General features: G+C 30.1%; 27 protein-coding genes. 16 read left to right on the top strand and 11 right to left on the bottom strand.

All coding sequences use genetic code 11. The features are described from left to right. The first annotated feature begins 35 nt into the window (after positions 1 to 35). A complete protein-coding gene (locus B6F84_RS10880) occupies positions 36 to 1,199 on the top strand; it encodes a nicotinate phosphoribosyltransferase (RefSeq protein WP_148692258.1) in 1,164 nt (387 codons plus the stop codon). On the opposite strand, the gene B6F84_RS10875 is transcribed toward B6F84_RS10880, so the two are convergent. Beyond that, the gene (locus B6F84_RS10875) at positions 1,186 to 2,241 is read right to left on the bottom strand and encodes a phosphate signaling complex PhoU family protein (RefSeq protein WP_148692908.1); all 1,056 of its coding nucleotides are present in this window, start codon (positions 2,239 to 2,241) and stop codon (positions 1,186 to 1,188) included. The two genes, B6F84_RS10880 and B6F84_RS10875, sit on opposite strands and share 14 nt — an antisense overlap. A 49-nt stretch (positions 2,242 to 2,290) precedes the next feature. Beyond that, positions 2,291 to 3,283 carry a DUF711 family protein gene (locus B6F84_RS10870; RefSeq protein ID WP_148692257.1) on the bottom strand — a complete coding sequence of 331 codons (993 nt, stop codon included), beginning with the start codon at positions 3,281 to 3,283 and terminating at the stop codon, positions 2,291 to 2,293. 55 nt (positions 3,284 to 3,338) lie between these two features. Between B6F84_RS10870 and B6F84_RS10865 the strand changes: the two genes are divergently transcribed. The 4 genes from B6F84_RS10865 to B6F84_RS10850 are packed head-to-tail and all read left to right on the top strand — an operon-like array spanning position 3,339 to position 5,598. Then, entirely contained in the window at positions 3,339 to 3,740 is a 402-nt protein-coding gene (locus tag B6F84_RS10865) for a DsrE family protein (protein WP_148692256.1), read from the top strand. Next, a complete protein-coding gene (locus B6F84_RS10860; protein WP_148692255.1) occupies positions 3,737 to 3,955 on the top strand; it encodes a sulfurtransferase TusA family protein in 219 nt (72 codons plus the stop codon). The genes B6F84_RS10865 and B6F84_RS10860 overlap by 4 nt, the downstream gene beginning before the upstream one ends. A 58-nt stretch (positions 3,956 to 4,013) precedes the next feature. Further along, positions 4,014 to 4,892 (top strand): cysteine synthase family protein, encoded by an 879-nt coding sequence (locus B6F84_RS10855; RefSeq protein ID WP_148692254.1) that lies wholly within the window; start codon positions 4,014 to 4,016, stop codon positions 4,890 to 4,892. Positions 4,893 to 4,935: 43 nt separating this feature from the next. After that, a complete protein-coding gene (locus B6F84_RS10850; RefSeq protein ID WP_148692253.1) occupies positions 4,936 to 5,598 on the top strand; it encodes a BUD32 family EKC/KEOPS complex subunit in 663 nt (220 codons plus the stop codon). Here B6F84_RS10850 and B6F84_RS10845 read toward each other — a convergent pair. Beyond that, on the bottom strand, positions 5,582 to 5,767 hold the full coding sequence (locus tag B6F84_RS10845; RefSeq protein ID WP_148692252.1) for a hypothetical protein: 186 nt from the start codon (positions 5,765 to 5,767) through the stop codon (positions 5,582 to 5,584). The genes B6F84_RS10850 and B6F84_RS10845 overlap by 17 nt on opposite strands. A gap of 34 nt (positions 5,768 to 5,801) precedes the next feature. Between B6F84_RS10845 and moaA the strand changes: the two genes are divergently transcribed. The 4 genes from moaA to B6F84_RS10825 are packed head-to-tail and all read left to right on the top strand — an operon-like array spanning position 5,802 to position 9,381. Continuing rightward, entirely contained in the window at positions 5,802 to 6,728 is a 927-nt protein-coding gene (gene moaA / locus B6F84_RS10840; protein ID WP_148692251.1) for a GTP 3',8-cyclase MoaA, read from the top strand. Further along, a complete protein-coding gene (locus tag B6F84_RS10835) occupies positions 6,725 to 7,774 on the top strand; it encodes an aminopeptidase P family protein (RefSeq protein ID WP_148692250.1) in 1,050 nt (349 codons plus the stop codon). The genes moaA and B6F84_RS10835 overlap by 4 nt, the downstream gene beginning before the upstream one ends. Positions 7,775 to 7,824: 50 nt before the next feature. Then, positions 7,825 to 8,460, top strand: a complete 636-nt coding sequence (gene folE / locus B6F84_RS10830; RefSeq protein WP_148692249.1) for a GTP cyclohydrolase I — start codon at positions 7,825 to 7,827, stop codon at positions 8,458 to 8,460. A gap of 21 nt (positions 8,461 to 8,481) precedes the next feature. Continuing rightward, positions 8,482 to 9,381 (top strand): DUF7343 domain-containing protein, encoded by a 900-nt coding sequence (locus B6F84_RS10825; protein WP_148692248.1) that lies wholly within the window; start codon positions 8,482 to 8,484, stop codon positions 9,379 to 9,381. Here the strand turns inward: B6F84_RS10825 and glnA are convergent. The 4 genes from glnA to B6F84_RS10805 form a co-directional block, all read right to left on the bottom strand. Further along, complete coding sequence (gene glnA, locus B6F84_RS10820) at positions 9,378 to 10,793, bottom strand: type I glutamate--ammonia ligase (RefSeq protein ID WP_148692247.1); 1,416 nt, start codon at positions 10,791 to 10,793, stop codon at positions 9,378 to 9,380. The two genes, B6F84_RS10825 and glnA, sit on opposite strands and share 4 nt — an antisense overlap. A gap of 121 nt (positions 10,794 to 10,914) precedes the next feature. Continuing rightward, positions 10,915 to 11,520: an ATP-binding cassette domain-containing protein gene (locus B6F84_RS10815; RefSeq protein WP_148692246.1), complete on the bottom strand. Its 606-nt coding sequence runs from the start codon at positions 11,518 to 11,520 to the stop codon at positions 10,915 to 10,917. Then, a complete protein-coding gene (trxA, locus tag B6F84_RS10810) occupies positions 11,517 to 11,915 on the bottom strand; it encodes a thioredoxin (protein ID WP_148692245.1) in 399 nt (132 codons plus the stop codon). Before trxA ends, B6F84_RS10815 begins: the two co-directional genes overlap by 4 nt. Further along, complete coding sequence (locus B6F84_RS10805; protein ID WP_187152688.1) at positions 11,908 to 13,275, bottom strand: class I adenylate-forming enzyme family protein; 1,368 nt, start codon at positions 13,273 to 13,275, stop codon at positions 11,908 to 11,910. Before B6F84_RS10805 ends, trxA begins: the two co-directional genes overlap by 8 nt. 37 nt (positions 13,276 to 13,312) lie before the next feature. On the opposite strand from B6F84_RS10805, the gene B6F84_RS10800 reads away from it, so the two are divergent. The 4 genes from B6F84_RS10800 to B6F84_RS10785 are packed head-to-tail and all read left to right on the top strand — an operon-like array spanning position 13,313 to position 16,674. Next, positions 13,313 to 14,167 carry a beta-ribofuranosylaminobenzene 5'-phosphate synthase family protein gene (locus B6F84_RS10800; RefSeq protein WP_148692244.1) on the top strand — a complete coding sequence of 285 codons (855 nt, stop codon included), beginning with the start codon at positions 13,313 to 13,315 and terminating at the stop codon, positions 14,165 to 14,167. 26 nt (positions 14,168 to 14,193) lie between these two features. Beyond that, the gene (locus B6F84_RS10795) at positions 14,194 to 15,198 is read left to right on the top strand and encodes an RsmB/NOP family class I SAM-dependent RNA methyltransferase (protein WP_148692243.1); all 1,005 of its coding nucleotides are present in this window, start codon (positions 14,194 to 14,196) and stop codon (positions 15,196 to 15,198) included. A gap of 1 nt (position 15,199) precedes the next feature. After that, the gene (locus tag B6F84_RS10790; RefSeq protein WP_148692242.1) at positions 15,200 to 15,709 is read left to right on the top strand and encodes a gamma carbonic anhydrase family protein; all 510 of its coding nucleotides are present in this window, start codon (positions 15,200 to 15,202) and stop codon (positions 15,707 to 15,709) included. Then, positions 15,706 to 16,674: a radical SAM/SPASM domain-containing protein gene (locus B6F84_RS10785; protein WP_148692241.1), complete on the top strand. Its 969-nt coding sequence runs from the start codon at positions 15,706 to 15,708 to the stop codon at positions 16,672 to 16,674. Before B6F84_RS10790 ends, B6F84_RS10785 begins: the two co-directional genes overlap by 4 nt. Here the strand turns inward: B6F84_RS10785 and xerA are convergent. From xerA to B6F84_RS10770, 3 genes are read right to left on the bottom strand one after another with little or no spacing between them, the layout of a single operon-like run. Continuing rightward, the gene (gene xerA, locus B6F84_RS10780; RefSeq protein ID WP_148692240.1) at positions 16,660 to 17,526 is read right to left on the bottom strand and encodes a site-specific tyrosine recombinase/integron integrase; all 867 of its coding nucleotides are present in this window, start codon (positions 17,524 to 17,526) and stop codon (positions 16,660 to 16,662) included. The genes B6F84_RS10785 and xerA overlap by 15 nt on opposite strands. Positions 17,527 to 17,576: 50 nt before the next feature. After that, a complete protein-coding gene (locus B6F84_RS10775; RefSeq protein WP_148692239.1) occupies positions 17,577 to 18,350 on the bottom strand; it encodes an oxygen-binding di-iron domain-containing protein in 774 nt (257 codons plus the stop codon). Next, a complete protein-coding gene (locus tag B6F84_RS10770) occupies positions 18,347 to 19,108 on the bottom strand; it encodes a hypothetical protein (protein WP_148692238.1) in 762 nt (253 codons plus the stop codon). The genes B6F84_RS10775 and B6F84_RS10770 overlap by 4 nt, the downstream gene beginning before the upstream one ends. Positions 19,109 to 19,233: 125 nt before the next feature. Here B6F84_RS10770 and B6F84_RS10765 point away from each other — a divergent pair, with 125 nt between their 5' ends. Then, a complete protein-coding gene (locus B6F84_RS10765) occupies positions 19,234 to 20,142 on the top strand; it encodes an ornithine cyclodeaminase family protein (protein ID WP_148692237.1) in 909 nt (302 codons plus the stop codon). On the opposite strand, the gene B6F84_RS10760 is transcribed toward B6F84_RS10765, so the two are convergent. Next, positions 20,120 to 20,641 (bottom strand): cob(I)yrinic acid a,c-diamide adenosyltransferase, encoded by a 522-nt coding sequence (locus B6F84_RS10760; protein WP_148692236.1) that lies wholly within the window; start codon positions 20,639 to 20,641, stop codon positions 20,120 to 20,122. The two genes, B6F84_RS10765 and B6F84_RS10760, sit on opposite strands and share 23 nt — an antisense overlap. 35 nt (positions 20,642 to 20,676) lie before the next feature. On the opposite strand from B6F84_RS10760, the gene B6F84_RS10755 reads away from it, so the two are divergent. Together B6F84_RS10755 and B6F84_RS10750 are read left to right on the top strand one after the other, a co-directional pair. Then, positions 20,677 to 21,363, top strand: a complete 687-nt coding sequence (locus B6F84_RS10755; protein WP_187152781.1) for a TatD family hydrolase — start codon at positions 20,677 to 20,679, stop codon at positions 21,361 to 21,363. Between the two features lie 86 nt (positions 21,364 to 21,449). Further along, positions 21,450 to 22,187 carry an SDR family NAD(P)-dependent oxidoreductase gene (locus B6F84_RS10750; RefSeq protein ID WP_148692234.1) on the top strand — a complete coding sequence of 246 codons (738 nt, stop codon included), beginning with the start codon at positions 21,450 to 21,452 and terminating at the stop codon, positions 22,185 to 22,187. Positions 22,188 to 22,234 lie beyond the last annotated feature (47 nt).

Here is a 22,234-nt window from a genome sequence, read left to right as displayed (position 1 = left end):
GGTTTAAAAATTAACTTTAAACTAAAGATAGATATATGAGATTTTATATATCTGGAGAAGAAGACATATTAAAAGGTAAAGTAACTGATATATATTTTGATAGGACAGTTCAAACACTACAGCATTTAGGTATTGACAAAGTTAATGTAAGGATGGAGTTTCATTCATATGGACTTCCTAGTCAATATAAATGGGCTGTTTTTGCTGGATTAGAAGAAAGCCTAAAAATGCTTGAAGGTAAACCAGTTAACGTATATGCAATGCCTGAAGGCACATTATTTAAAGAAATAGAACCTATCATGATAATAGAGGGTAATTATCTCGATTTCGGGATTTATGAAACAGCATTATTAGGCATAATGAGACATGAAAGTAGTATAGCAACTAAAACTGCTAGGATAAAATCTTTAGCTATGGATAAGTCAGTCTTATTTTTCGGATTAAGATCTTTACATCCAGCTATAGCACCTATGGCGGATAGAGCGTCTTACATAGGAGGTGCAGACGGTATTTCAGGTGCGTTTGATAAGGAATTATTTAATATAGAACCTTCTGGTACAATGCCACATGCACTTATGCTTTCTGTAGGCGATAACGAGAAGGCATGGAAAGCGTTTGATGAAGCTATGGATGAAAAAGTACCAAGAATAGCTTTAGTTGATACTTTTGAGGATGAAAGAACTGAAGCCTTAAAAGCAGCTAAATTACTAGGTAAGAGGCTTCAAGGAGTAAGATTAGACACGCCATCCAGTAGAAGGGGTAATTTTAGGAAAATTGTTCAAGAAGTTAGATGGACTTTAGATATTAATGGATTTAATCATGTAAAAATAATTGTTAGTGGAGGATTAGATGAAGAAGATGTACTAGAGTTAAGGCAATACGTTGATGGCTTTGGAGTAGGAACAAGTATAGCGTTTCCACCAAGTGTAGATATTAGCGCAGATATAGTAGAAAAAAAGATAAACGATAAATGGATTCCATACACTAAACGAGGAAAGTGGCCAGGAGCTAAACAAGTTTACAGATGTAACGGTTTTAATGATGTAATTACTTTACTAGATGGTGAACCAATAAAAGATTGCAAACCTTTATTAGTGAAATACATGGAAAACGGAAGAATAATAAGGAATTTGCCATCTTTAGGTGAGATAAGAGATTACGTACTTGCACAACTTAAGGAGATATCTATTGGTCAATAGTTATTTCTTTTAGATTTTCTACACTTCTATTAAATGCTATTTCTGCTATTGGCTCCATTCTTCTTATAGCATTATACAATCTTAAATTAAGGCTTCTGAAAGTTACTGTAACTCTTGTTGGAGTTTCTGTTTTTTGTAATTTATCTTCTGCCATTATAGCTTCAGCCATTAAAACTCTTCTTAAGGTTCTTAATTCTTCTAGAACTTCGTTAACTAATTTTATGTCTTCTTTATTTAGAACTTTCACTACATGATCTATAACAACTGCAGTTTGATCTACTATCATATCAATTTTATCCCAAGAGTATTTCATTACTTCTAAGTCTTCTGGGTGTAATGATAGTAAGTCAGATGCTGCTTCACTTATTTCATCAGAAGCTTCTTCTATAGCTTTCATAAGAATTCTATTGCCTACTATTTGTATTCTTTTTACACCTATCATGTAAGCTAAGCTTCTATTAACTTGAGCTAATAGTAATTGTCTTAATGATAAATAATATAATCTATCTACTTCTTTTTCTAACTCTAATACTTCTTGTAGGAATGTCCTGCTAGCTTCTTTTATACCTAAATTCAAGTAGTGTAACATTTGTTTTAGTGTATTACTTAGTCTACTAATTAGGCTACTCATGTTATATTTAGTTGGATCTAAGAATGATTGTATTTGAATTGAAGTTAGATCTTGAGATACTATTTCTAACCCTATCAAACTTCTTACTGTGTCTTTTAGTTTTCTTAGTATGTCTTCATTAAATGGACCTTCTGAGGTCTCTATTGAAATTTTGTCATATCCTAAAATATATAAACTATATATAATTCTACTTACTAAATCAGGAGATGTAGATGATCTGATCTGTATTTTCATATCTTTTGAAGAGCCTTCAGTTTTTAGGTTTGGTGGATATACTTTTAGGCTTCCATCTTCGTCAACTTCTAAGTATATACTCTCTCCTGGGTTTAGATTTACTTCTTTTACCCAATCTGCAGGCAATGAAACCATTAATGTAGATTTTCCGAATTTTTGTACTCTTCTAACTTCCATCTTACTCATCTATATATTTCTAAGCATATAAAAGTAATTTAAATCTTTTCTATACAACTTTAATGGTTGGTATAATACCAAATTCTTTTATATAGATCTTTTCCTCACCTCTGGATGGAATAATTCTTATTCCATAAGGTCTTCTTTTGGTAAACTGTATTGCTATGCTATCTTTGATAATATTTTTGTATAATTCTTCATTTTCCTCTATTCCTATCATATCTAATCCTGCAGCACAAGCAAAAGTCATTCCTATTAATTGACTAAGATTAAGAGATCCTTCCTCTACTCTTTTTGTCAAAACATAATCTTCTCCTACTGGAAGCATAGTTTCTGAGTATCCTATAGGTGTAACTTTAGCATTCCATGCTAATGAAAAAATTAATTTGTTAAGTTCTCCTACAGCCCATATATTTCCCCTTGAAAATATTTTATTACTCTTTCTTTCAATTATCTCTCCTACACTCTCTTCTTTCCAAGGAGATAAGGAAATATCTATGCCTAAGTACTTCAAATTAGTGCATTTCTGAATTTTCTTACCTATTTCATCAGCTTTTTGTAATGATATTATACCTTTTCCTTCAATAATGTCTTTAACATAGAGTAAACTTAATGCAAAAGAATTTCTTAAAACATTTGAAGTAGAAGTTGGAAAATAAGGAGTCATAAGAAATTCATCATTTATAAGTAATGCAAATCTTGAAGCTTCTGACGGTTCTAATTTTGTTAGTAATTTAACTGCGTTATCTATATCATCATTTTTTATAAGTATATTTGCATAAACTCTTTCTGAAGAAGATAAAATATCTTTTATTTGAGAGAGTCTAGGATCATTCTGTCTTAAACTTACAAGACTATATATTATATCATTATTATTAATTAAGTCCAATAATTTTCCTAGATCTAAATTTTTAGGAGTTTCTGGTAATGATATTCTTTTAGTTAATGTATCTATTTTTATTTCATTTAGTTTTTCTTCTAATTCATTTATTGTGTTTTTCTCTACATTAGTAGAGAAAGCTGTTATAGCTCTTATTTTCATGATATTCAGATTTGTCTTACTCGTTTTTATAATCCTTTGCTACTATTACTAAAATATGTCAAAACTAACTATACTATTAGCAGACAATAGTATGGACAAATTTTATCATGGGTTAGTTTTAGCTATAGGAGGCAAATCTTTAAATTGGGAAGTAAAATTTTTCGTAACTTCACAAGCAGTAGTTTTATTTACTAAACAAAATAAAGGAAAATCAAAATTAAGATTGGGTTTCTTTGCTAGACTTTTCATAAATTATCAGATGAAAAGATTAAAGATACCTGACACTTCAAAACTTTTAGAAGAGTTATTAAAAGAAGGAGTAGAATTCTATATTGATGAGGCAGGATTAAAATTGGTAGGAATGAATAAGTCTGATTTAATGGATGGAGTTAAATTATCTGGAACTATATCTTTCCTTGAAGAAGCAAAGAGTTCAGATGTGGTGATCTCACTTTGAAGACTATAGATTCTGATGATATATGCCCAGTAGTATTAATGGAGATATTAAAAGAATGGAAATCTTTACAAGGAGAAGAAGAGATTATAGTAAAAACTCCATGGGAAGCAGTAACTCAAGAACTAGAAAAATGGTGTCAAGAGACTGGAAATGAATTTTTAGGATATGAAAGAGAAGGAAATAAAATTATAATTAGGTTGAAATTAAGAAAATAAAGAAAAGAATACTCTTTTATAGTTGTATAATATAAAAATAAACTGGTAGATGCGTATTGTGTCAAAAGATCTTCACGTATTTGAAGATCCAATACAATTATTAGAAGGTATGTGGCCAACACCATTATTAAAGCTAAGTTTAGGTAAAGACGTATGGGGTAAATTAGAATTTTATAATCCATTTAGTAAAAGTATAAAAGATAGAACCGCATGGTTTCTTTTTAAAGATGCTCTAGACAAAAACGCTAACGAAATTGTAGAAGCTACATCTGGAAATCTTGGAATAGCATTAAGTTCCCTATCAGCAATATATAATAAAAAATTTACATCATTTATACCGCAACAGGCTCCAAAAAGTTTCAGTATACTTATGAAATCTTTAGGAGCTCAAGTAATGCAATTAGGTAAATCTACTACTGAATTACTCCCACTGGTCAAATCATATGCAAAAAAATCTAATGCATTGCATTTAGATCAATTTCATAACTCATTAAATTATCTAACTCATTATTATACAACAGCTAGAGAGATTGATGAACAACTAAGATCAATGGGAAAAACTCCAATGAGAATAATAGCAACTGCTGGAACTGGAGGACATTTGACTGGTTTATCCTTATTTTTTAAAGAAAAATATGGAGACAAAATAGAAGTAGTAGGTGTACAACCAGCAGAAGGTAGCCATATTCCTGGGATAAAAAGACAAAATAATGAAGGATTTATCTCAGATGCTAAAATAGATAAAATGATAGATGTCAATTTAGAAGAAGCTATAAAAGGTATAATTAAAGTGGCTAAATCTACTGGAATCCTTATAGGGGTAAGTGCTGGAGCCACAGTAGCAGCGTATGAAAAGATTATGGATGAAAAAACTACTGTTTTAATATTTCCTGATGACGCATTCAAGTATATTGACTATATAGAAAAATATGTGTAAAAGATATATATTTATTAATTCCTAGTCATTAAGAGTAGTAAAAATGCGAATAGAAAACATAATAAAGAATACATATTTACAAACTAAAATATTGGAAGTAGATGGACAAAAATTCGCTATGAAATGCTATGCACTTAATGCAGGATTAAAATGGTATTTCATTTCATCATTTTTTAGATCGTATCCATATGCATCCGATTATAAAATAAGAATGGATAGAGAGATAGATTTTTTTACAACAAAATGGGAAGAAATAGGAGTACCTAAAATAATAGATATAGACTGCGAGAATTCTTGCGTAATTAGAGAATATATAAATGGAGAACAAATTGGTATTAATCATTTTGTAAAACTAGGTAAATCAATGAGATATATTCATGATAACGGATTTGCATTAGGCGATACAAAGCTTGAGAACTTCTTAGTAAAAGATGATAAAATATATGTTATAGACGCTGAACAAGCAATAAGAACAAAAGAAACTACATATTACGCATGGGATATACTTGTGTTTTTATTGTTTGTTTCATTTAAATATTTTAATGAGTTAAAATCTTTTGAATTTGCTACAAAGGAATTTCTAGAATCGTATAATATTACTAAAGAGGAATCTAAAGCAATATTTGGTGTAAAAAATATAACTCTTTTATCTATGTTTCCACCAATGCATTTAAATATTGCCAAAAAAATTATTGCAGAATATTAATAACAATATTATTATCCTTTTTGGTTATTTCCATTGTAGACTCAACAATCCTTGTTCCACATGCTGGACATCTATAGAAATATCGTACTTCTTTCTTATTACCACTTGATTCTGATTCAGCCATAAACTCCATTCTTATGCCACATTTTGGACAAAGTACTTCTTTCATCGCATTTATTAAGGATGTAAACAATATAAATGTAATGAAAGACAGATACGGTAGAGAACTAGAAGATCTAAGAATAACATTAACTCATGTATGCAATTTTTCATGCTTCTTTTGTCATATGGAAGGAGAAGGAGATCTATATGTAAATGGATTAACACCAGACGAAATAGAGTTAGTAGCTGAGGTATCTAAAGAATATGGAATAAAGTATGTAAAACTTACTGGAGGAGAACCTACATTACGTAGAGATTTAACAGAAATAATCTATAGATTAAGAAATTTGGGATTAGAAGTATCAATGACAACTAATGGATATATGCTATCTAAAATAGCATCTAAGTTAAAAGAAGCAGGATTAAACAGAGTTAACATAAGTTTACATACATTAGATAAAGAAAAATTCAAAAAAATAACTGGCGTAGATGGAATGGATAGAGTTATAGAAGGCATAAAAGAAGCTATTAATGTAGGACTAAAACCAGTAAAACTAAATTTTGTAGCAACTAAAATGAATATAAATGAAGCATTTAATGTTATAGATTTTGCAGAAAAAATCGGTGTAAATGAACTTCATCTTATTGAGTTACATCCAGTAGGTATGGGAAAGATTGCATTCAGTTATCATGAGAAACTTAACAACTTAGAAAATGTCCTTAAAGAAAAGGCACTAAGAGAGGGTACAAGAAATAAACATTATAGACCAAGATTCTATTTACCTAGCGGACTAGTGGTAGAAATAGTAAAACCTTATGCAAATCCTATATTTTGTAGTGGATGTAATAGGATAAGACTAACAGTAGACGGAAAATTGAAAACTTGCTTATATAGAGATGATAACTCAATAGAAATTTTGAACATATTGCGTTCTAACTTAGACAAGTATCATAAGATGCAGTTGCTTAAAGAGGCATTTGATGTAGCAATAGCTATTAGAGAGCCAAACTTCAAATATATAATATGATGAGAATAGATAAGTTAGAAAAAATAGAAGAAGATACAAAATCTTGTGTTGTAATTGCCGGCGATCCTAATGTTTTTTATTTCTCTAATTATAGAGGGGCAGGAGTTTTAATCACTTGTGAGGGCAGTACTACTTTATTAGTTCCTTTACTAGAAGAAAATAGAGCATTAGACATTAAAAATCTAGATATAAAAATATATTATCCATATAAAATTGCAGAAAATATAATAGAAGGTTCATTAACTACAGCAATTTCTAAGCTTGTATCTTCTAAAAGCATAGCTTTAGATGTAGCATGGGTACCAGTATCATTATATCAGAATTTAAGCAGTAAATTCCAAATAATAGATATATCAGATAGAGTTTCTTCTTTTAGAAGCATAAAAGATGAAGATGAATTACTAAAAATAAGAAAAGCGGGAGAAATAACAGCTGAAGCAATGAAAGTTAGCGCAGAAAAAATTTTAGACAACACAGAGAAACAAGTTTCTGGTATAATAGATTATACAATGAAAATAACGGGTGCAGAAGATTACGCTTTTCCTTCAATTGTAGCAGGAGGAAAGAATTCTTCTTATCCTCATCATATACCCACTGACTATAAGATTAAAAATAATGATAATGTTGTAGTAGATATAGGTGCAAAATTTGAAGGATACTGCTTCGATAGTACCAGGACTTTCAATATAAAAAACGAAGAAGTAAGAAAAATATATGAAATCGTACTTCAAGCACAATTAGAAGCAATAGATGCAGTAACAGCAGGAGTAAAAGCATCAGAAATAGATAGAATAGCAAGGCGTGTAATTGAAAAAGCTGGATATGGAAATCATTTTATACACTCTACTGGACATGGAGTAGGGATAGAAGTTCATGAATCACCTTACATAGGATTTACATCTAATGACATTCTTAAGGAGAATATGGTAGTAACTGTAGAGCCTGGTATATATATTCCAGATAAATTCGGAGTTAGAATTGAGGATACAATGATAGTAACTAAAGGAAAACCAATAGTTCTTGAAACAGCTTATAAACTATTATAAAAATATCTAAAAAACTATTTTATATACATTGTAGCAATGCTATAGTTGGTATGGAAACTTCAATAGATCAAGAAAAACTAATAGATGAAATAGCTAAGAGAGTTAGAGAGATCCTAGAACTATTAGGGGAAAATCCAGACAGAGAAGGACTAAAAGAAACTCCTGAAAGAGTAGCAAGAGCGCTAATAGAGATGACCAGTGGATTAAGAACACCTGCACCAAAAATAAAAGTGTTTAATTCTAGGGATATAAATGGAGAGAATATATCTGAAGATAATCAAATAGTTCTCATAAGAGATATTCAGTTTTCTTCCTTATGCGAACATCATTTGTTACCATTTATAGGCAAGATTCACGTTGCCTATATACCTAATGGTGATGGAAAAGTAGCCGGATTCAGTAAAATAATAAGAATAGTGAATTACTACTCATCTAAACCTCAAATACAAGAACGTTTAGTTTCAGAAATAGCTGATGCAATAATGAACAGTCCAATAAAGCCTAAAGGAGTTCTTGTAATAGGTAGCGGAATTCATATGTGCGCTTATGTAAGAGGAGTTAAAGATAAGGAAGCTAAATTAGTATCAATAGCTACTAGAGGATTATTTAAAGAAAATAGAGCTCTAGTTAATAATGTATTTAGACTACTAGACAATAGTAATGGTAAAGCTTTAAACTTATTATGATGTTTTTTAAAAAATAAATTAATGAACAGTAAAGATAAAATAATATCAATTCTAAGACAGAATGGTTCTTTGCCACAATCAGAGCTAGTAAAAATATCTGGAATTTCTAAAAGCAGAATATCTGAACTTCTCTCTGATTTAGAGAAACAAGGAGTAATAAAGAGACAAGTGATTGCCGGCAAAAATTTGATAGTGAGTCTTAATGAAAAAAGGTTCCTAAGACTTGGAATAATAACTGCTGCAGAATATCCATTTATTATACCGTTTGTTAAAAAAATGAAAGAAAAAAATATTGAAGTAGAAATAAAAATTTACAATAATGGACTAGATGTAACAAGAGATTTAGCTTTGGGTAAAATAGATTTAGGTTTTTCTCCAGTAGTATCTCAAATTATATTTTCTAAGGTGTTTAATATAAATATTATAGCAGGAGGAGCCAAAGGTGGTGGAGGTATAGTAGGAGATTCATGCAAAGTAGGATCTACAGTTTTATCTAGTATGGAAGTATGGACATTAGAGGAATTGAAAGATGTAAAAATAATTCCATATAATTCTCCTATAGATATGATAAATAGTTTTGAAAAAAAGGAGATAAAAGCAATAGCTATATGGGAACCTTACTTATCTATTCTCGAATCCAAAGGATACGAGATTTCACATGCTTTTGATTATAATCATTGCTGTACATTAGCAGTTAGAAATGGATTAGAATATGAAAAAATAAAAAGTATTTATGAGGAGTCGTTTTCATGGTTTCTTTCATCTAAGGATAGATGGATATCAGATTATGCTAATTTATTAGGTCAAGATTATAATTTATTAAAAAAATCTGTTAATAGATATGAATTTGATAGCTATCTAGATTTGAATGATATATATAAGAAACTAAAAAAATCAAATATATATGTTCCTGCGTATTAAGAGTCTAAGTAATAGTATAACTCCATTGGATGAGGATACATTTGTAATGATTTAGCTTCATCTCTCTTTAGATCAATATATACGTCTAGTATTGTGGAATTAAATACTGGTTTTAAGAATTCTTTATCGCTTTCTAACTCATCTAATGCTTCATCTAATGATCTAGGTAATTCCTTTATTCCTAGTTGTTTTCTTTTTTCTGGAGTTAGATGATAGATATTTTCGTCTACAGGATCACCTGGATCAATTTTCTTATTTATTCCATCTAATCCTGCCATTAGAATAGCAGAGAAAGCTAAATATGGATTACATGATGGATCTGGTGCACGATATTCTATTCTTTTTGCTTTCTCTATACCTCTATAGTATGATGGTACTCTAATTATAGCGCTTCTATTTGACCTGCTCCAAGCTATATATACTGGAGCTTCAAAGCCTGGAACTAGCCTCCTATAACTATTCACTGAAGCTGATACTATTGCAGATAATGCTCTAGCATGATGCAGAATGCCTCCAATTATATATCTACCTATTTGACTAATTTCAGCATATTCGTCAGTAGGGTCAAACATTAAGTTCTTTTTGCTATCTTTAGTCCATAAACTAAAATGAGTATGCATTCCAGTACCATTATCTCCAAACATTGGCTTTGGCATGAAAGTTGCAACCATACCATGTTTTGCAGCAACGTTTTTTACAACGTATTTCAATGTTTGAACTTTATCTGCAGTATCAGCTAATGATGAAAATCTAAAGTCAATTTCTCCTTGTCCTGCTGTTGCTACTTCGTGATGAGTTGCTTCTATTGTAAATCCAAAATATTTTTGTAACGTATCTACAGCTTCTAATCTTACATCCATTAATTGATCTATTGGTGGTGCAGGATAATATCCTTCTTTGTATCTTATTAAATGACCTCCACTATTTTGCCATGGTGCTTCTCTTGCATATATCTTGTAACCTGTTCCTCTTTGTGGAGTTCCTACATCTAAATCTAATTTATCAAAAATAAAGAATTCAAGTTCAGGACCAAAAAATGAAGTATATCCTTGCTCCATTTGATATCTTTCTGCCTCTTCTGCGATGAATCTCGGGTCTCTTTCAAATCTACCTTTGCCTCCTCCCCAAAATACCTTAGTTATTACTCTTCCTACGCCAGGTGTCCACGGTATTATGGTAGTAGTTTCTGGGACAGGCAACAGGACCATATCACTTTCGTAGATCATTGTAAATCCTTTTATACTGCTTCCATCTAACTTTCCGAAACCAGTTTTTAACGAATCTAAATCAAATTCACTAGCAGGAATAGTAATATGATGTAATCTTCCTGGAACATCAGTAAATTGCAAATCCATCCAATCTAATTTATTATCTTTTATGAACTTCAAAACTTCTTCTGGATTTGAAGGCATGAAACGAATTATGATAAAGAGTATATAAGCTTATATCATAATTCATATGAAAAGTTTTTAGATAATTAGTCTAAATTTATAATTATATTATCGTTGAATTTGAAGTTTTTATGTATTATAATTAAACGTTTTTAATTAGTTTTCCATTATTCATGGTTAGATGAGAGTTAGCTAAATTAGCATCTTTTTCATCCTGAGTAGTAAAAATAACTTCTATTTCGTATTTTTTTGTTAATTCGAAGAAGTTCTGCATGAATATTTCCTTATTGTTTATATTAGAGAATGCCTCATCTACAAGGATAAGTTTAGGTTTAGAAAAGATAGCTGTTAATAATGCAACTTTCTCTTTTTGCCCTAAGCTTAGTTTTCCTACTTTTCCATCAAAATTTATTTCAAGTAGGTCTTTCGCTTGTCTTATTTCGTCTTCCTCTATTTTTAGTTTTTTGAGTTTAGCCCCCCAAAGTATATGAGCATCTACCTTAAAATTTGGTATATAAGATTCTTGATTAACTAAAACAATATCTCTTTTTTCTGGTGGTAAATTGGTTATTTCATCATTATTAAGTTTGATATACCCCTTATCTATTTTTAGAAATCCACTTATTGTTCTTAAAAAAGTTGTTTTTCCACTTCCATTTTTGCCAGTTATACAAATTATACCTTTTTCTTTTATTTCAGCATTTAGTGTAAATTCACCTAACTTTTTGTATGTCTGTGCTTCTATCATAAATATTTTCCCAGTGTTTGCTCTAATGTATCTGTATCAACAGCACCAACCAAATTTTCCTTAAGTTCGCCATTAACAAAGATTAACGTTGTAGGTATGTTTAATACATTGTATTTATCAGCAGTCTTAGAATTTTCATCTACGTTTAGTCTTCCGAAGACTGCCTTATCTTTGTATTTTTTAGCTACTCTCTCGAATACTGGTTCATATAAATGGCATGGAGCACACCATTGAGCCCAGAAGTCTATTACAACTATTTTATTTTTTGAAATTATATCATCGAAATTCTCATCAGTTATAGTAATTGTTTCGCTTTTATCCTCTTCTTGTAGACTATTTGCTTTCTCTTCTAGTTTTTTTGCTATATCTTTTATTAAAGATTCTATATCACTCAAGTTTATCCACTATATATACTCTTTTTAATCTCTTATAAAATGCTACTCTTTGGTTAACATAATTTAATAACTCTTCATCTAATCCCTCTCTTTTTTCTTTGACAGTAACTTTAGCTACTGGTTGGGTACCTAGATTTCCTGAATCTTCACCATAAACATAAGCACTAGTTACTGAAGGATGATTAAGTAATATTGTTTCCAAATCTCTTGGAAATATTGGATATCCTTTATATTTTAGCATTCTCTTCTTTATTCCTTTAAAGAAAAGTAATCCTTCCTCGTTCATCATAACTAAATCTCCAGTTTTAAGCCATTCTCCTTCGTATACTTTTCTAGTTTCTTCTTCATCCTTATATCCAAGCATTAACCATGGTGCTTTTACCCATAATTCACCTGTTTCTCCTATTTTAGCTTCAGTATTATCATCTTTAACTATTTTTATTTCAGCTTGTAATATTGGTTTTCCTATACTTATTACATTAGAATATTCAATTGGTTGATATGTAACTACTAAACCTTCTGTAAAGCCATATTGTTGAACTATATCTTTCCCAAACTTTTCCTTGAATAACTTTACTGTATTAGGAAAGAGGGGAGCTGCTGTACTTACACATATTTTTAAACTACTTAAATTACCTTCTTCATTATTTAAAGAATCATAAACCATAGGTACTGTAGCTAGGAAATTCATTGAATATTTATTTATTACGGATATAGTTTCTTTTGCATTAAATTTTTTCAATACATACATTGATCCTCCATCTTCTAATACTAATCCTAGCACACTATTTCCTAAAACATGAGCTAGTGGAACTGTAAGTACAGTAGAGATATTGTTTAATTTTATAGTATTATATAATGAAGCAGAATTTAATTCTACTCTTTCAGCACTATGTAAGACTTGCATCGTTCTTCCTGCGATTCCTGCATAATAATATATTAATCCTACTTCATCTTCTCTATACTCATAAGGTTTCTCATTCAAAATTTTACTGTTTTCTATTGAGGTAACTGTTTTATAGTTTTTTAGTATATTTTTCTCTCTATCATATATTTCTTTATCAGTAAATACTATACTAGGATTAGAGTCTTCTAAAATAAATTTTAGATCTTCTGAAGAGGTTAAAGGATCTATCATTACAATTTTTGACCCTGCCCAGTATGCTCCCAAATAATTATAGACAGACTGAAGAGAGTTAAACATTATATGCGCTATAGTTTCACCAGGCGAAAGAATGGATGCTACTTTTTTTACTTCTTCTGTTGCTTTTTCATAGCTTACGGTTGAATTTTCATCAATTAAGAACGTTTTTGAAGGATTTTTATTTTTCCATTTATATAAAAGTGTAGCTAAGCTCATAACTGCTTAAATAATACTATACACTGTCTAAAAAAGGATGAGGTTAATAGGTCTTTCAAGGATTCATATAACATTGTTTGATCTAGAAGGTAAATATGGTAGAATAGATGGAGGAATGGGAGTAGCATTAAGCAATCCAAAAATAGTAATAGCAGATGGAAATTGTTTATCTCCAAATATTGAAGGTATACCTAATGTTCCTTTGTGTATAGAAGAAAACTATGGTGAGCATATAGGTTTAGGACATACAACGCAGTATTTATTATCAATAAGTAAATTTGCTTTCGCTAAAAATGGTATTAATAAGAGTTCAATAGAATTAGCAAAAATAGTGAAAAGAGGTACTACTTCAGGTATAGGAGTTTACGCATTTGAATATGGTGGATTTATAGTTGATGGAGGCCATTCAACTAAAGTGAAAAAAGAAGCTTTACCTTCTGATTTTTCTGTAGCGCCACCTCCACCTTTGATTTTAAGAAAAGATTTTCCATGGTATATTTATGTAAATATACCTGAAGGAAAAAGAATATTTGGAAAAGATGAGTTAATGGCATTTAAGAATGCCAAATTAGAAGGAATAGATATTTTATCTAGAATAATTTTGATGGAATTTATACCATCAGTGATAGAAAAAGATTTAGAAGGTGCACTAGACGCGTTAGGAAGAATACAAAATTTAGGATTTAAGAAAATTGAAGTTTCTCTACAATCAGAGAAAGTTAGAAAACTTATGAAGGAACTTGAAAAAATTGGATTTCCTGCAGGAGTATCATCGTTTGGGCCTACAATCTTTACTTTTGTAAATTCTATAAGAGAAGGTGAAGAATTAATTTCCAGATTTGGAGGATTCATTGCAGAACCAAATAACAGAGGTGCTTATTTATCTCCTTAGAATACGATGAATTCGTTATTAAAGACCTGGAAGAAGTATATGGAGAGAATTTAGATAAATTTCTTGATAGTATAAAAAAGCCAAACTCTAGATTTTATCTTAGAGTAAATACGCTTAAGTCAAATGTAGATGATATTTTGAAAAAGTTTCCTGAATTTAAAAAAGATGAAGATTTTCCAGAAGCAATATATACGGAAGTCAAAGGTCCTTACGAGTTAGAAGAATTTGATACTAAAGTTATAGTAGATAAAAGGACAGCCGAAAGCGTAATGATGGGTGCTAATGCTTATTTTCCAGGCATAAAGAGGATTTTAGGTAATGGTTCTAAGGTTAGTATAATTTCAGAAAATGGTATATTAGTAGGTAACGGGATATTAATTAGAGATTCTGACACTATTATGGTAAATACTACAGAATCACTGTACTATACTCCTAAAATAGCTGATAGAGAAGAGATAAAAAATGGCTATATTTATGCTCAAGGCAAGGCTTCAATGTTTGTTAGCAGAGTTGTAGATCCACAGCCTGGAGAATTTATTATTGATATGACAGCTTCACCCGGAGGAAAACTTACTCATGTTTATCAACTAGAACCTAGGATTAAACTAATTGGTTTCGATCATACTTACACTAAGGTTAAAAAGACCAAAGAACTCTTAAATAGATTATCAGTAAAAGCAGAAGTTTACATGCACGATTCAAGATATTTATCAGAATTAGGCATAAAAGATGTTGATAAAGTAATAATAGATCCACCTTGTTCGGCATTAGGATTAAGACCTAAATTGTATGATAAAAAGGATAAAAATTATCTTATTAATTTACAAAAATATCAAAAACAGTTTTTAACTTCAGCGTATCAAATTCTAAAGAAAGGTGGAGAAGTTATATATTCAACTTGTACAGTAACAAAGCTAGAAAACGAAGAAGTAATTAATGATCCAAGATTCGAAATTGAATACTTCATAAGATTTCATCCTTTTATTCATGATATGACAGGATTTTTTATAGCTAAACTAAAGAAAAAATAATATGCCTATTGAAGAATATTTAGGTAAAAAACCAAGAATATCTGAAAAAGCATATATTCATCCTACTTCTTACGTAATAGGAGATGTAGAAGTTGGAGATCTAAGTAGTTTATGGCATTATACTGTAGTAAGAGCAGATAATGATTCAATACGTATAGGAAAAGGAACTAATATTCAAGAAAATTCTTCAGTGCATACTGATCCTGGTTTCAAGTTAGAGATAGGAGATTATGTAACTATTGGACATAATGCCGTAATTCACGGTGCAAAAATTTCATCAAACGTTATAATTGGAATGGGTTCCATCTTATTAAATGGTAGTAAAATTGGGGAATATTCTATAATAGGAGCTGGTTCTGTAGTAACTCAAAATACAGAAATACCTGAATATAGCTTAGCATTAGGAGTTCCAGCTAAAGTTATAAGAAAGTTAAAAGAAGAAGAAATTAAAATGATTGAAGAAAATGCATATGAATACATATCACATGTTAAGAGGTTTGTTAAATTATGAATCGTGATATAAAAGCTGTAAGATGGTTTATAAAAACTCAATTATTAAAAGATCCTTTTAATCCAGGTTATGCAACCTTTAAAGTAACTTCTCGATGTAATCTTAGATGCACTTTTTGTAATCCTAGTTATTATAATGGAGAACTGGGTGAAGGAAGTACAGAAACCATAAAGAAAATTATAGATAATCTAAGAGATTCTCCAGTAGTAGTTTTATCGTTTGAAGGAGGAGAGCCTACTACAAGAAAAGATATATTAGAATTATTACAGTATGCTCATGATGGATCTTTTTACGTAATGTTGACAACAAATGGATATAGGCTAAATGACGATGATTTTTTATCTAAACTTGCCGATAAGATAGACTTTTTGCACTATTCTATTGATGAATATCATTGGAACGTAAAATCCTTAGATACCTTGTGTAAATTTAGGCAATATGGATTAAAAGTAAATGTACAGACAGTAGCTACAAGATATAACCTACATAAGTTAGAAGATAAAGTAAAAAAAGTAAGAGAATGCAATTACAAGATTTTAGTACTTCCTGCAGTAGACTATCCAGATTCTAAAGTTAAGTTAGCTCCAGATCCTAATGAGTTATACAATGTACTCTCAGAATTAAAGAAAAAATATACATCTACTTTGAATAACTCATGGGGATTTATAAGAGCATTAAAAGGTGAATTCCCTAATAGGTTAGTAAGTTATGCAATATCAATATACCCTAATGGTGATTTACCTTATCCAGATGATATGAACGGAGAAATAGTAGGTAACTTAAGCCAAGAAAAACTTAACGATATTTTAAAGAAACCAAAAGTAAAAGAATTACAGAGAAAAATGCTAGAAAATCAAGCTAAATTTGAGTATTTGCATTTGCAAACTGCATCTTTCAATAGCGTTAGAGATCTAGCAGAATATGTAAATGAGATGGTTAAATGGAGATTTTTAGGAAGAGCTTAATTCAAAGCTTTGCTTATATACTTTTTCTAAGTCTTCTAATACCAAATGAGTATAAATCTGTGTAGTCTTTATATCTTTATGTCCTAATAATCTTTGTACCGCCGGTAATGGAACGCCTTTTCTTATAGCTGTAGTAGCAAATGTGTGCCTAAGTATGTGTGGCCTTAATCCGCTTATACCAGCTTTATTTCCTATTCTTCTAACTATCTTATATAGAGCTTGATAAGTTAAATCAAATATCTTGTCATTTTCTGTTTTATTCTTTCTTAAAATATATCTTCTTAAAAGAGATTCTGTTTCTTTTGTAAAAAATACAACTCTCTCTTCTCCATTTTTGGTTTCTCTTACTCTAATTATCCTCTTTTCGAAATTTACATCACTTACTCTTAAATTCAGCAATTCTTTAGATCTTAATCCAGTATCCAAAAACAATTTTATTATTAGCTTATCTCTTAACCTTTTAGTAGACTCCAAGATAGCGTTTACTTCATTCTGATTGAGTGCATAAATCTCTTTTCTTCTAGACCTAGGTAAAACAGGGTTAATCTGAACTCCTAACCATTTTAGAAATCTTCTAACAGCTATTACATATTCTCTAAGAGTTACACTTCTAGCTCTTTTACTATCAATACCTTGAATTTTACCTTTTCGAGAGGACAAATATAAAATCCACTTATTTACATCATTAGAAGTAACTTCTTTAGGATCTTTTTTTATATACTCTAGGAAATTTTTTATTGCACTAGAATACATTTTTATTGTACCTTCTCCGGCACCAGCTGCTTGCAAAGCAATTATAAAAGAATCAAAATAATTTCCATCTTCTGGTGGGCTACCTAACTGTAATTTCACAATAAGAATGATTTATTAAATACACATAAAAAAGCAATGAAAAGATATTACTAGTCCTGCCAGAGATAATCCATACCAGTTTTATCCAGAGATTTTAACCATTCTATAAATTTTTTAACATTTTCTCCTTGAAATATTGATCCATGTTGAGGTGCTATTATTTGTATATCTAATCCTTCTAAATGCTTTAACCAATTTCTTATTGCCTTTGCGCTAGCTATATATCTTCTATGAAAACCCTCCATATATTTCACATGTTCCTCAAAATTTTCTACGAATAAATACCATACGCCTGCAGGATATACAGCAGCACCTAAATCACCAGAAAAGTATATTTTAGACTTAGTGTCATAATAGTGGAAATTACCTGGAGAATGCATGAAGTGAGCTGGAATAGCTTTAATTACATCATTACCGAGTTTTATATTCATTCCTTCATCTGGTATATCTATAATTCGTACTGAATCTTCAAATCCTAAATGTGGAAGGAATCTTTCCCATAGACCAGAGGCGTAAATCTTAGCGTCTGGCGTTACATCTATCCATAAATTTAATGATCCGATAACATCTGGATCTTGGTGAGAAAATAATAAGTATTTAATATTCTGTGGATTTATAAATTCCTTCACATTTTCGTAAACTCTCTCAAATACAAAATATCCTCCTGCGTCAAGTAAAGCTCCTTCGTTATTATCTACTATTAGATATTGATTTGTTAATATTCCTTTTTCGTGTTCTGACTCGTCTAATCCTAACCAAACGAATTTGTGGTCTTTATCTTCGTACAATACATATGGTTTATGTATTTTTCTACTTATGCTCATTCTTTAATCACCTCCGCAATTCTTGGTGAGATTCCTACGTATATATGAATTTTGAAATCTCCACTCAAATAATTTAAATCTTCTTCATTAAATGAATCTTTCCCATCTTTTAGTATATATACACCTTTTAATTCTCCATTAATGAATAATAGTCTAAATGTAGAATCTCCTGAACCAGATATGTATATTACAGGATAGTTAGAGTACTGGGAAATAGCTTCTTCGACATAATTCAATACTTCACCTTGCTTTAGAGAAACTTCATCACTTTTAGCTAATTTGGACTTCATCAAAAGTTTAGATATTGAGGATATTTTTGATAGATATGTTGAGTAATTTCCTGACGAAGTTTCTTCTATTTCTTCTTCCTTAAATTTGCTTATCTCATTTTTAATTCCATTTGTTATTTCATCTAAAATTTTCTTTAATCCCTTAGATACTATCCATTCTTTTTCTCCAGAATAATTTATTCCGACTTTTACGCCTTTTTTGGGTTCTGCAGTTAAAATTATTTTTAATTCGTTATCATTTTTATCCTTTAATTTATATTCAATTAAGCCATTGCCAACAAAAGTAGGTTCTATACTGAAATATGATTCAAAAGAGAAAAGTAAAAGTCTAGTAAATTTAAGTTTTATAATATTACCTTTAATTTCTACAACATTTGGAATTATCGAAATTATATTAGACTGATCTCGAGCCCAGTTCATTACTACTTCTGGTCTCGCTATTTCAATATCTTCAGTTTCTGATTTCATAGAAGAACATTATTTTTTGTCTATAAATACATTTTTTATATACTATAATGTGGTTTAATATTAACGGGGTTAATATTGGACTAATAATAATAATTTATTTAATTTAATTCTTAATAATAGTTACCATGAGATTTTTAGATGCTAAAAATTTAGAAGAATATCTAACACCTAAAGAGGCTGTAAAAGCTGTAAAAGAAGCTTTTCTAATGTATTATAAAGGTGAAATATCTCAACCACAAAGGCAAGTCCTCACTATAAAAGGAAACTGGTGGGGAATAATGCCTTCTTTTACAGCTTTTTCAGTAGCAGTTAAGATTGTTAATGTAATAAACGATAATCCTAAGAGAGGTCTTCCGTCTGTCCAAGGTGTAGTAGCACTTTTTTCTCCAGATACCGGAGAATTAATTAGCATTATGGATGGTACAGTATTAACAGCAATAAGAACAGCATCCGCTAGTGTATTATCAACAGAGATAGCCTATGGAAATAAAATTAATACTTTAGGGATAATAGGTGCAGGAATGGAAGCTTATTATCATGCTAAAATCGCACAAGGATATTTATCAGTATCTAGAATTTTAGTTTCAGCTAGAAAATCTCATATAGAATTAGCTAAAAAGATCAATGCAGATGCAGTTGATCTAGAAAAATTACTTAAAGAATCAGACGTTGTGTATGCCACAACTTCATCTAAAACTCCAGTAGTTATAGGAAATTTAATGAAAAATGATTTTCATGTTAGTAGTATAGGGGCACATACACCAGATAGTAGGGAAATAGATGATGAAACTATAAGAAAATCTAAAACGTTTATTGTAGATTCTTTAGAAGCGGTATCCAAAGAAGCAGGAGATTATATACAACCTAAATCTTCTGGTTTACTTGATGATAAAAAAGTTTTAGAAATAGGTAAAATATTAGCTGAGGGCATAAAGGTTGAAAGACCATCTATTTTTAAGACTGTAGGTATTTCTGCACAAGATAATATAACAGCGTATTATGCGTATAAACTTAGCCAAACTTCTTCCAGATAACATTTGGATTATTAGTTTTTTCGTTAATCCACAATGCTAAAACAAAGAGTAAAGATGATAGTCTATTTAAATAAACTATATGCAACTTTTTGGCTTTATTTTCTCTATAAATTTTCACTAGACTTCTTTCAGCTCTTCTACATACAGCCCTAGAAAAATGTAAATATGAAGAAGCTATATGTCCTCCTGGCAAAACAAAATTTCTTAAAGGTTGGATTTCATTTCCAATTTTTTTAATCTCGTCTTCAAGGAAATTTAATCTATCAGCGCTGAAATTTAGTTCAAAACCAGCTACTTCTGATGATATTGTAAAAATATCGTTTTGAATTGTTTCAATTACTGAACTAAGTTCTGGATATAGTGTAGATACAATACCTAGTGTAGCATTAAGTTCATCTAAATTTCCTAATGCGTTAACAATATCATCATCCTTCCAAACTTCTCCTTTCGATGGAACTTTAGTTTTCCCTGAATCTCCAGTTCCAGTATACCATGTCATATAGTTATGTTTATCTACTAATTAATAACTAATTTATTTTAATGTATTATGATGCTCATTGTCATTACAATCTTCTAGGCAAACCTTATCCAAATTATGTTATAGCATCAGTATCTATGGATTACTCCTCGTCTATTCAAAATTTAAATATTAAATCCAAAAATATTCTAGTAGGAGTGGGAATTCATCCATGGAATATTAGCAAAGGTGAAGCTATAGATGATAAAATTATTTCGTTAATTAAAAAAGCTGATTTTATAGGAGAAATAGGTTTAGATTATAGGATTGAAACACCAAAGGAGGTCCAAATTAAATATTTTACAAAATTTCTAGAATTGGCGAACGAGTACAATAAAATGGTAAATATACATTCAGTAGACTCGTATGAAGATGTAATAAAACTGTTAGCAAAGTATGAGATAAAGAAAGCAATAATCCATTGGTACTCAGGGCCTACTGATCTTCTAAAAGATATTGAAGGAGCAGGATACTTTATCACAATTAATCCTTCTGTAACTTTTCAGAAAAAACACAAACTAGTAGCAGAAAAAGCTCCATTAGATATAATTCTAACAGAAAGTGATGGAGGCTATGTATATAAAGGGAAATTATTAGAACCAACAATGATTAAAGATACTATTCATTATCTCTCTTTAATTCGAGGAATATCTGAAGACGAGATAAGTAAAATAATAGAAAGAAATTTCCACAAAATATACTAAAATTGATTTTAAACAATATTTGCAGATATTTTCTATTAGAAATCTGGGGAAACGCTTATTGCTATAAGTTTTATTTTATCCTTATTATGATTGCAATAGTTACTGGAGCATCTAAAGGTATAGGTAAGTGTACTTCTAAAAAACTTAAAGAAAAAGGATATACAGTAATTGCTGTATCTAGAACAAAACCAGAGGTAGGAGATCAAAACTATGAACTGGACGTTTCAGATAAGTCTGCAGTTTTTTCCTTTATAAATAAAATAATTGAAGAATATGGTAGGATAGATGTTGTAGTTAATAATGCAGGTTTTGGAGTATATGGTTCATTTCTTGAAACAGATTTAAATGAAGAAGAGTATATGATAAAAACCAATTTTTTAGGCCCACTATATTTTATGAAAGCAGTTTTACCATATATGGTAAAACAGAAGAGCGGTGCAATTGTAAATATAATTTCTGAGGCAGCATATGTAAGTACTCCAAATCTATTAGTATATTCTGCAACAAAATCAGCCTTAGCAAGTCTGACGAATGGACTATGGGCTGAAATGAAGAGATATAACATTAAAGTCTCTGGTATTTATCCTGGACCAGTAAAAACTAATTTTACTTCTCATCCTTCATTTTCTAAAGTAAAATCAGATCCTTTTGCTAGATATGCAGTTAATCCAGAAAAAGTTGCTAATGCTGTGATAAAAGCGATAAAATCTGGAAAAAGAGAAATTTATGTACCATCAAAGATTTATCTTGATCCATACTTTCTAAAATTATCAAATATTATGCAAAATTTAACATATTCTATTATAAGTAAATATTTTGTGTAGAATTCCATTTATTAAACTTTTATTTAAATAATAAATACATTTTAATT

Origin of the sequence: Acidianus manzaensis (assembly GCF_002116695.1) — an archaeon.
GTDB classification, from domain to species: Archaea; Thermoproteota; Thermoprotei_A; order Sulfolobales; family Sulfolobaceae; genus Acidianus; species Acidianus manzaensis.
The sequence above is the reverse complement of the archived record's forward strand: the minus strand, read 5'-3'. Positions and strand labels throughout refer to the sequence as shown.

What these genes read in the sequence shown, in the direction of transcription:
- B6F84_RS10760 (WP_148692236.1), bottom strand. Translation starts at nt 20,641, where the DNA reads ATGACATGGTATACTGGAACTGGAGATTCAGGGAAAACTAAAGTTCCA.
- B6F84_RS10850 (WP_148692253.1), top strand. Translation starts at nt 4,936, where the DNA reads ATGCGAATAGAAAACATAATAAAGAATACATATTTACAAACTAAAATA.
- B6F84_RS10805 (WP_187152688.1), bottom strand. Translation starts at nt 13,275, where the DNA reads ATGAGCTTAGCTACACTTTTATATAAATGGAAAAATAAAAATCCTTCA.
- B6F84_RS10770 (WP_148692238.1), bottom strand. Translation starts at nt 19,108, where the DNA reads ATGAAATCAGAAACTGAAGATATTGAAATAGCGAGACCAGAAGTAGTA.
- B6F84_RS10765 (WP_148692237.1), top strand. Translation starts at nt 19,234, where the DNA reads ATGAGATTTTTAGATGCTAAAAATTTAGAAGAATATCTAACACCTAAA.
- B6F84_RS10880 (WP_148692258.1), top strand. Translation starts at nt 36, where the DNA reads ATGAGATTTTATATATCTGGAGAAGAAGACATATTAAAAGGTAAAGTA.
- B6F84_RS10870 (WP_148692257.1), bottom strand. Translation starts at nt 3,283, where the DNA reads ATGAAAATAAGAGCTATAACAGCTTTCTCTACTAATGTAGAGAAAAAC.
- B6F84_RS10785 (WP_148692241.1), top strand. Translation starts at nt 15,706, where the DNA reads ATGAATCGTGATATAAAAGCTGTAAGATGGTTTATAAAAACTCAATTA.
- B6F84_RS10865 (WP_148692256.1), top strand. Translation starts at nt 3,339, where the DNA reads ATGTCAAAACTAACTATACTATTAGCAGACAATAGTATGGACAAATTT.
- folE (WP_148692249.1), top strand. Translation starts at nt 7,825, where the DNA reads ATGGAAACTTCAATAGATCAAGAAAAACTAATAGATGAAATAGCTAAG.
- B6F84_RS10815 (WP_148692246.1), bottom strand. Translation starts at nt 11,520, where the DNA reads ATGATAGAAGCACAGACATACAAAAAGTTAGGTGAATTTACACTAAAT.
- B6F84_RS10790 (WP_148692242.1), top strand. Translation starts at nt 15,200, where the DNA reads ATGCCTATTGAAGAATATTTAGGTAAAAAACCAAGAATATCTGAAAAA.
- B6F84_RS10800 (WP_148692244.1), top strand. Translation starts at nt 13,313, where the DNA reads ATGAGGTTAATAGGTCTTTCAAGGATTCATATAACATTGTTTGATCTA.
- B6F84_RS10845 (WP_148692252.1), bottom strand. Translation starts at nt 5,767, where the DNA reads ATGAAAGAAGTACTTTGTCCAAAATGTGGCATAAGAATGGAGTTTATG.
- glnA (WP_148692247.1), bottom strand. Translation starts at nt 10,793, where the DNA reads ATGCCTTCAAATCCAGAAGAAGTTTTGAAGTTCATAAAAGATAATAAA.
- moaA (WP_148692251.1), top strand. Translation starts at nt 5,802, where the DNA reads ATGAAAGACAGATACGGTAGAGAACTAGAAGATCTAAGAATAACATTA.
- B6F84_RS10835 (WP_148692250.1), top strand. Translation starts at nt 6,725, where the DNA reads ATGATGAGAATAGATAAGTTAGAAAAAATAGAAGAAGATACAAAATCT.
- B6F84_RS10875 (WP_148692908.1), bottom strand. Translation starts at nt 2,241, where the DNA reads ATGGAAGTTAGAAGAGTACAAAAATTCGGAAAATCTACATTAATGGTT.
- B6F84_RS10825 (WP_148692248.1), top strand. Translation starts at nt 8,482, where the DNA reads ATGAACAGTAAAGATAAAATAATATCAATTCTAAGACAGAATGGTTCT.
- B6F84_RS10750 (WP_148692234.1), top strand. Translation starts at nt 21,450, where the DNA reads ATGATTGCAATAGTTACTGGAGCATCTAAAGGTATAGGTAAGTGTACT.
- B6F84_RS10775 (WP_148692239.1), bottom strand. Translation starts at nt 18,350, where the DNA reads ATGAGCATAAGTAGAAAAATACATAAACCATATGTATTGTACGAAGAT.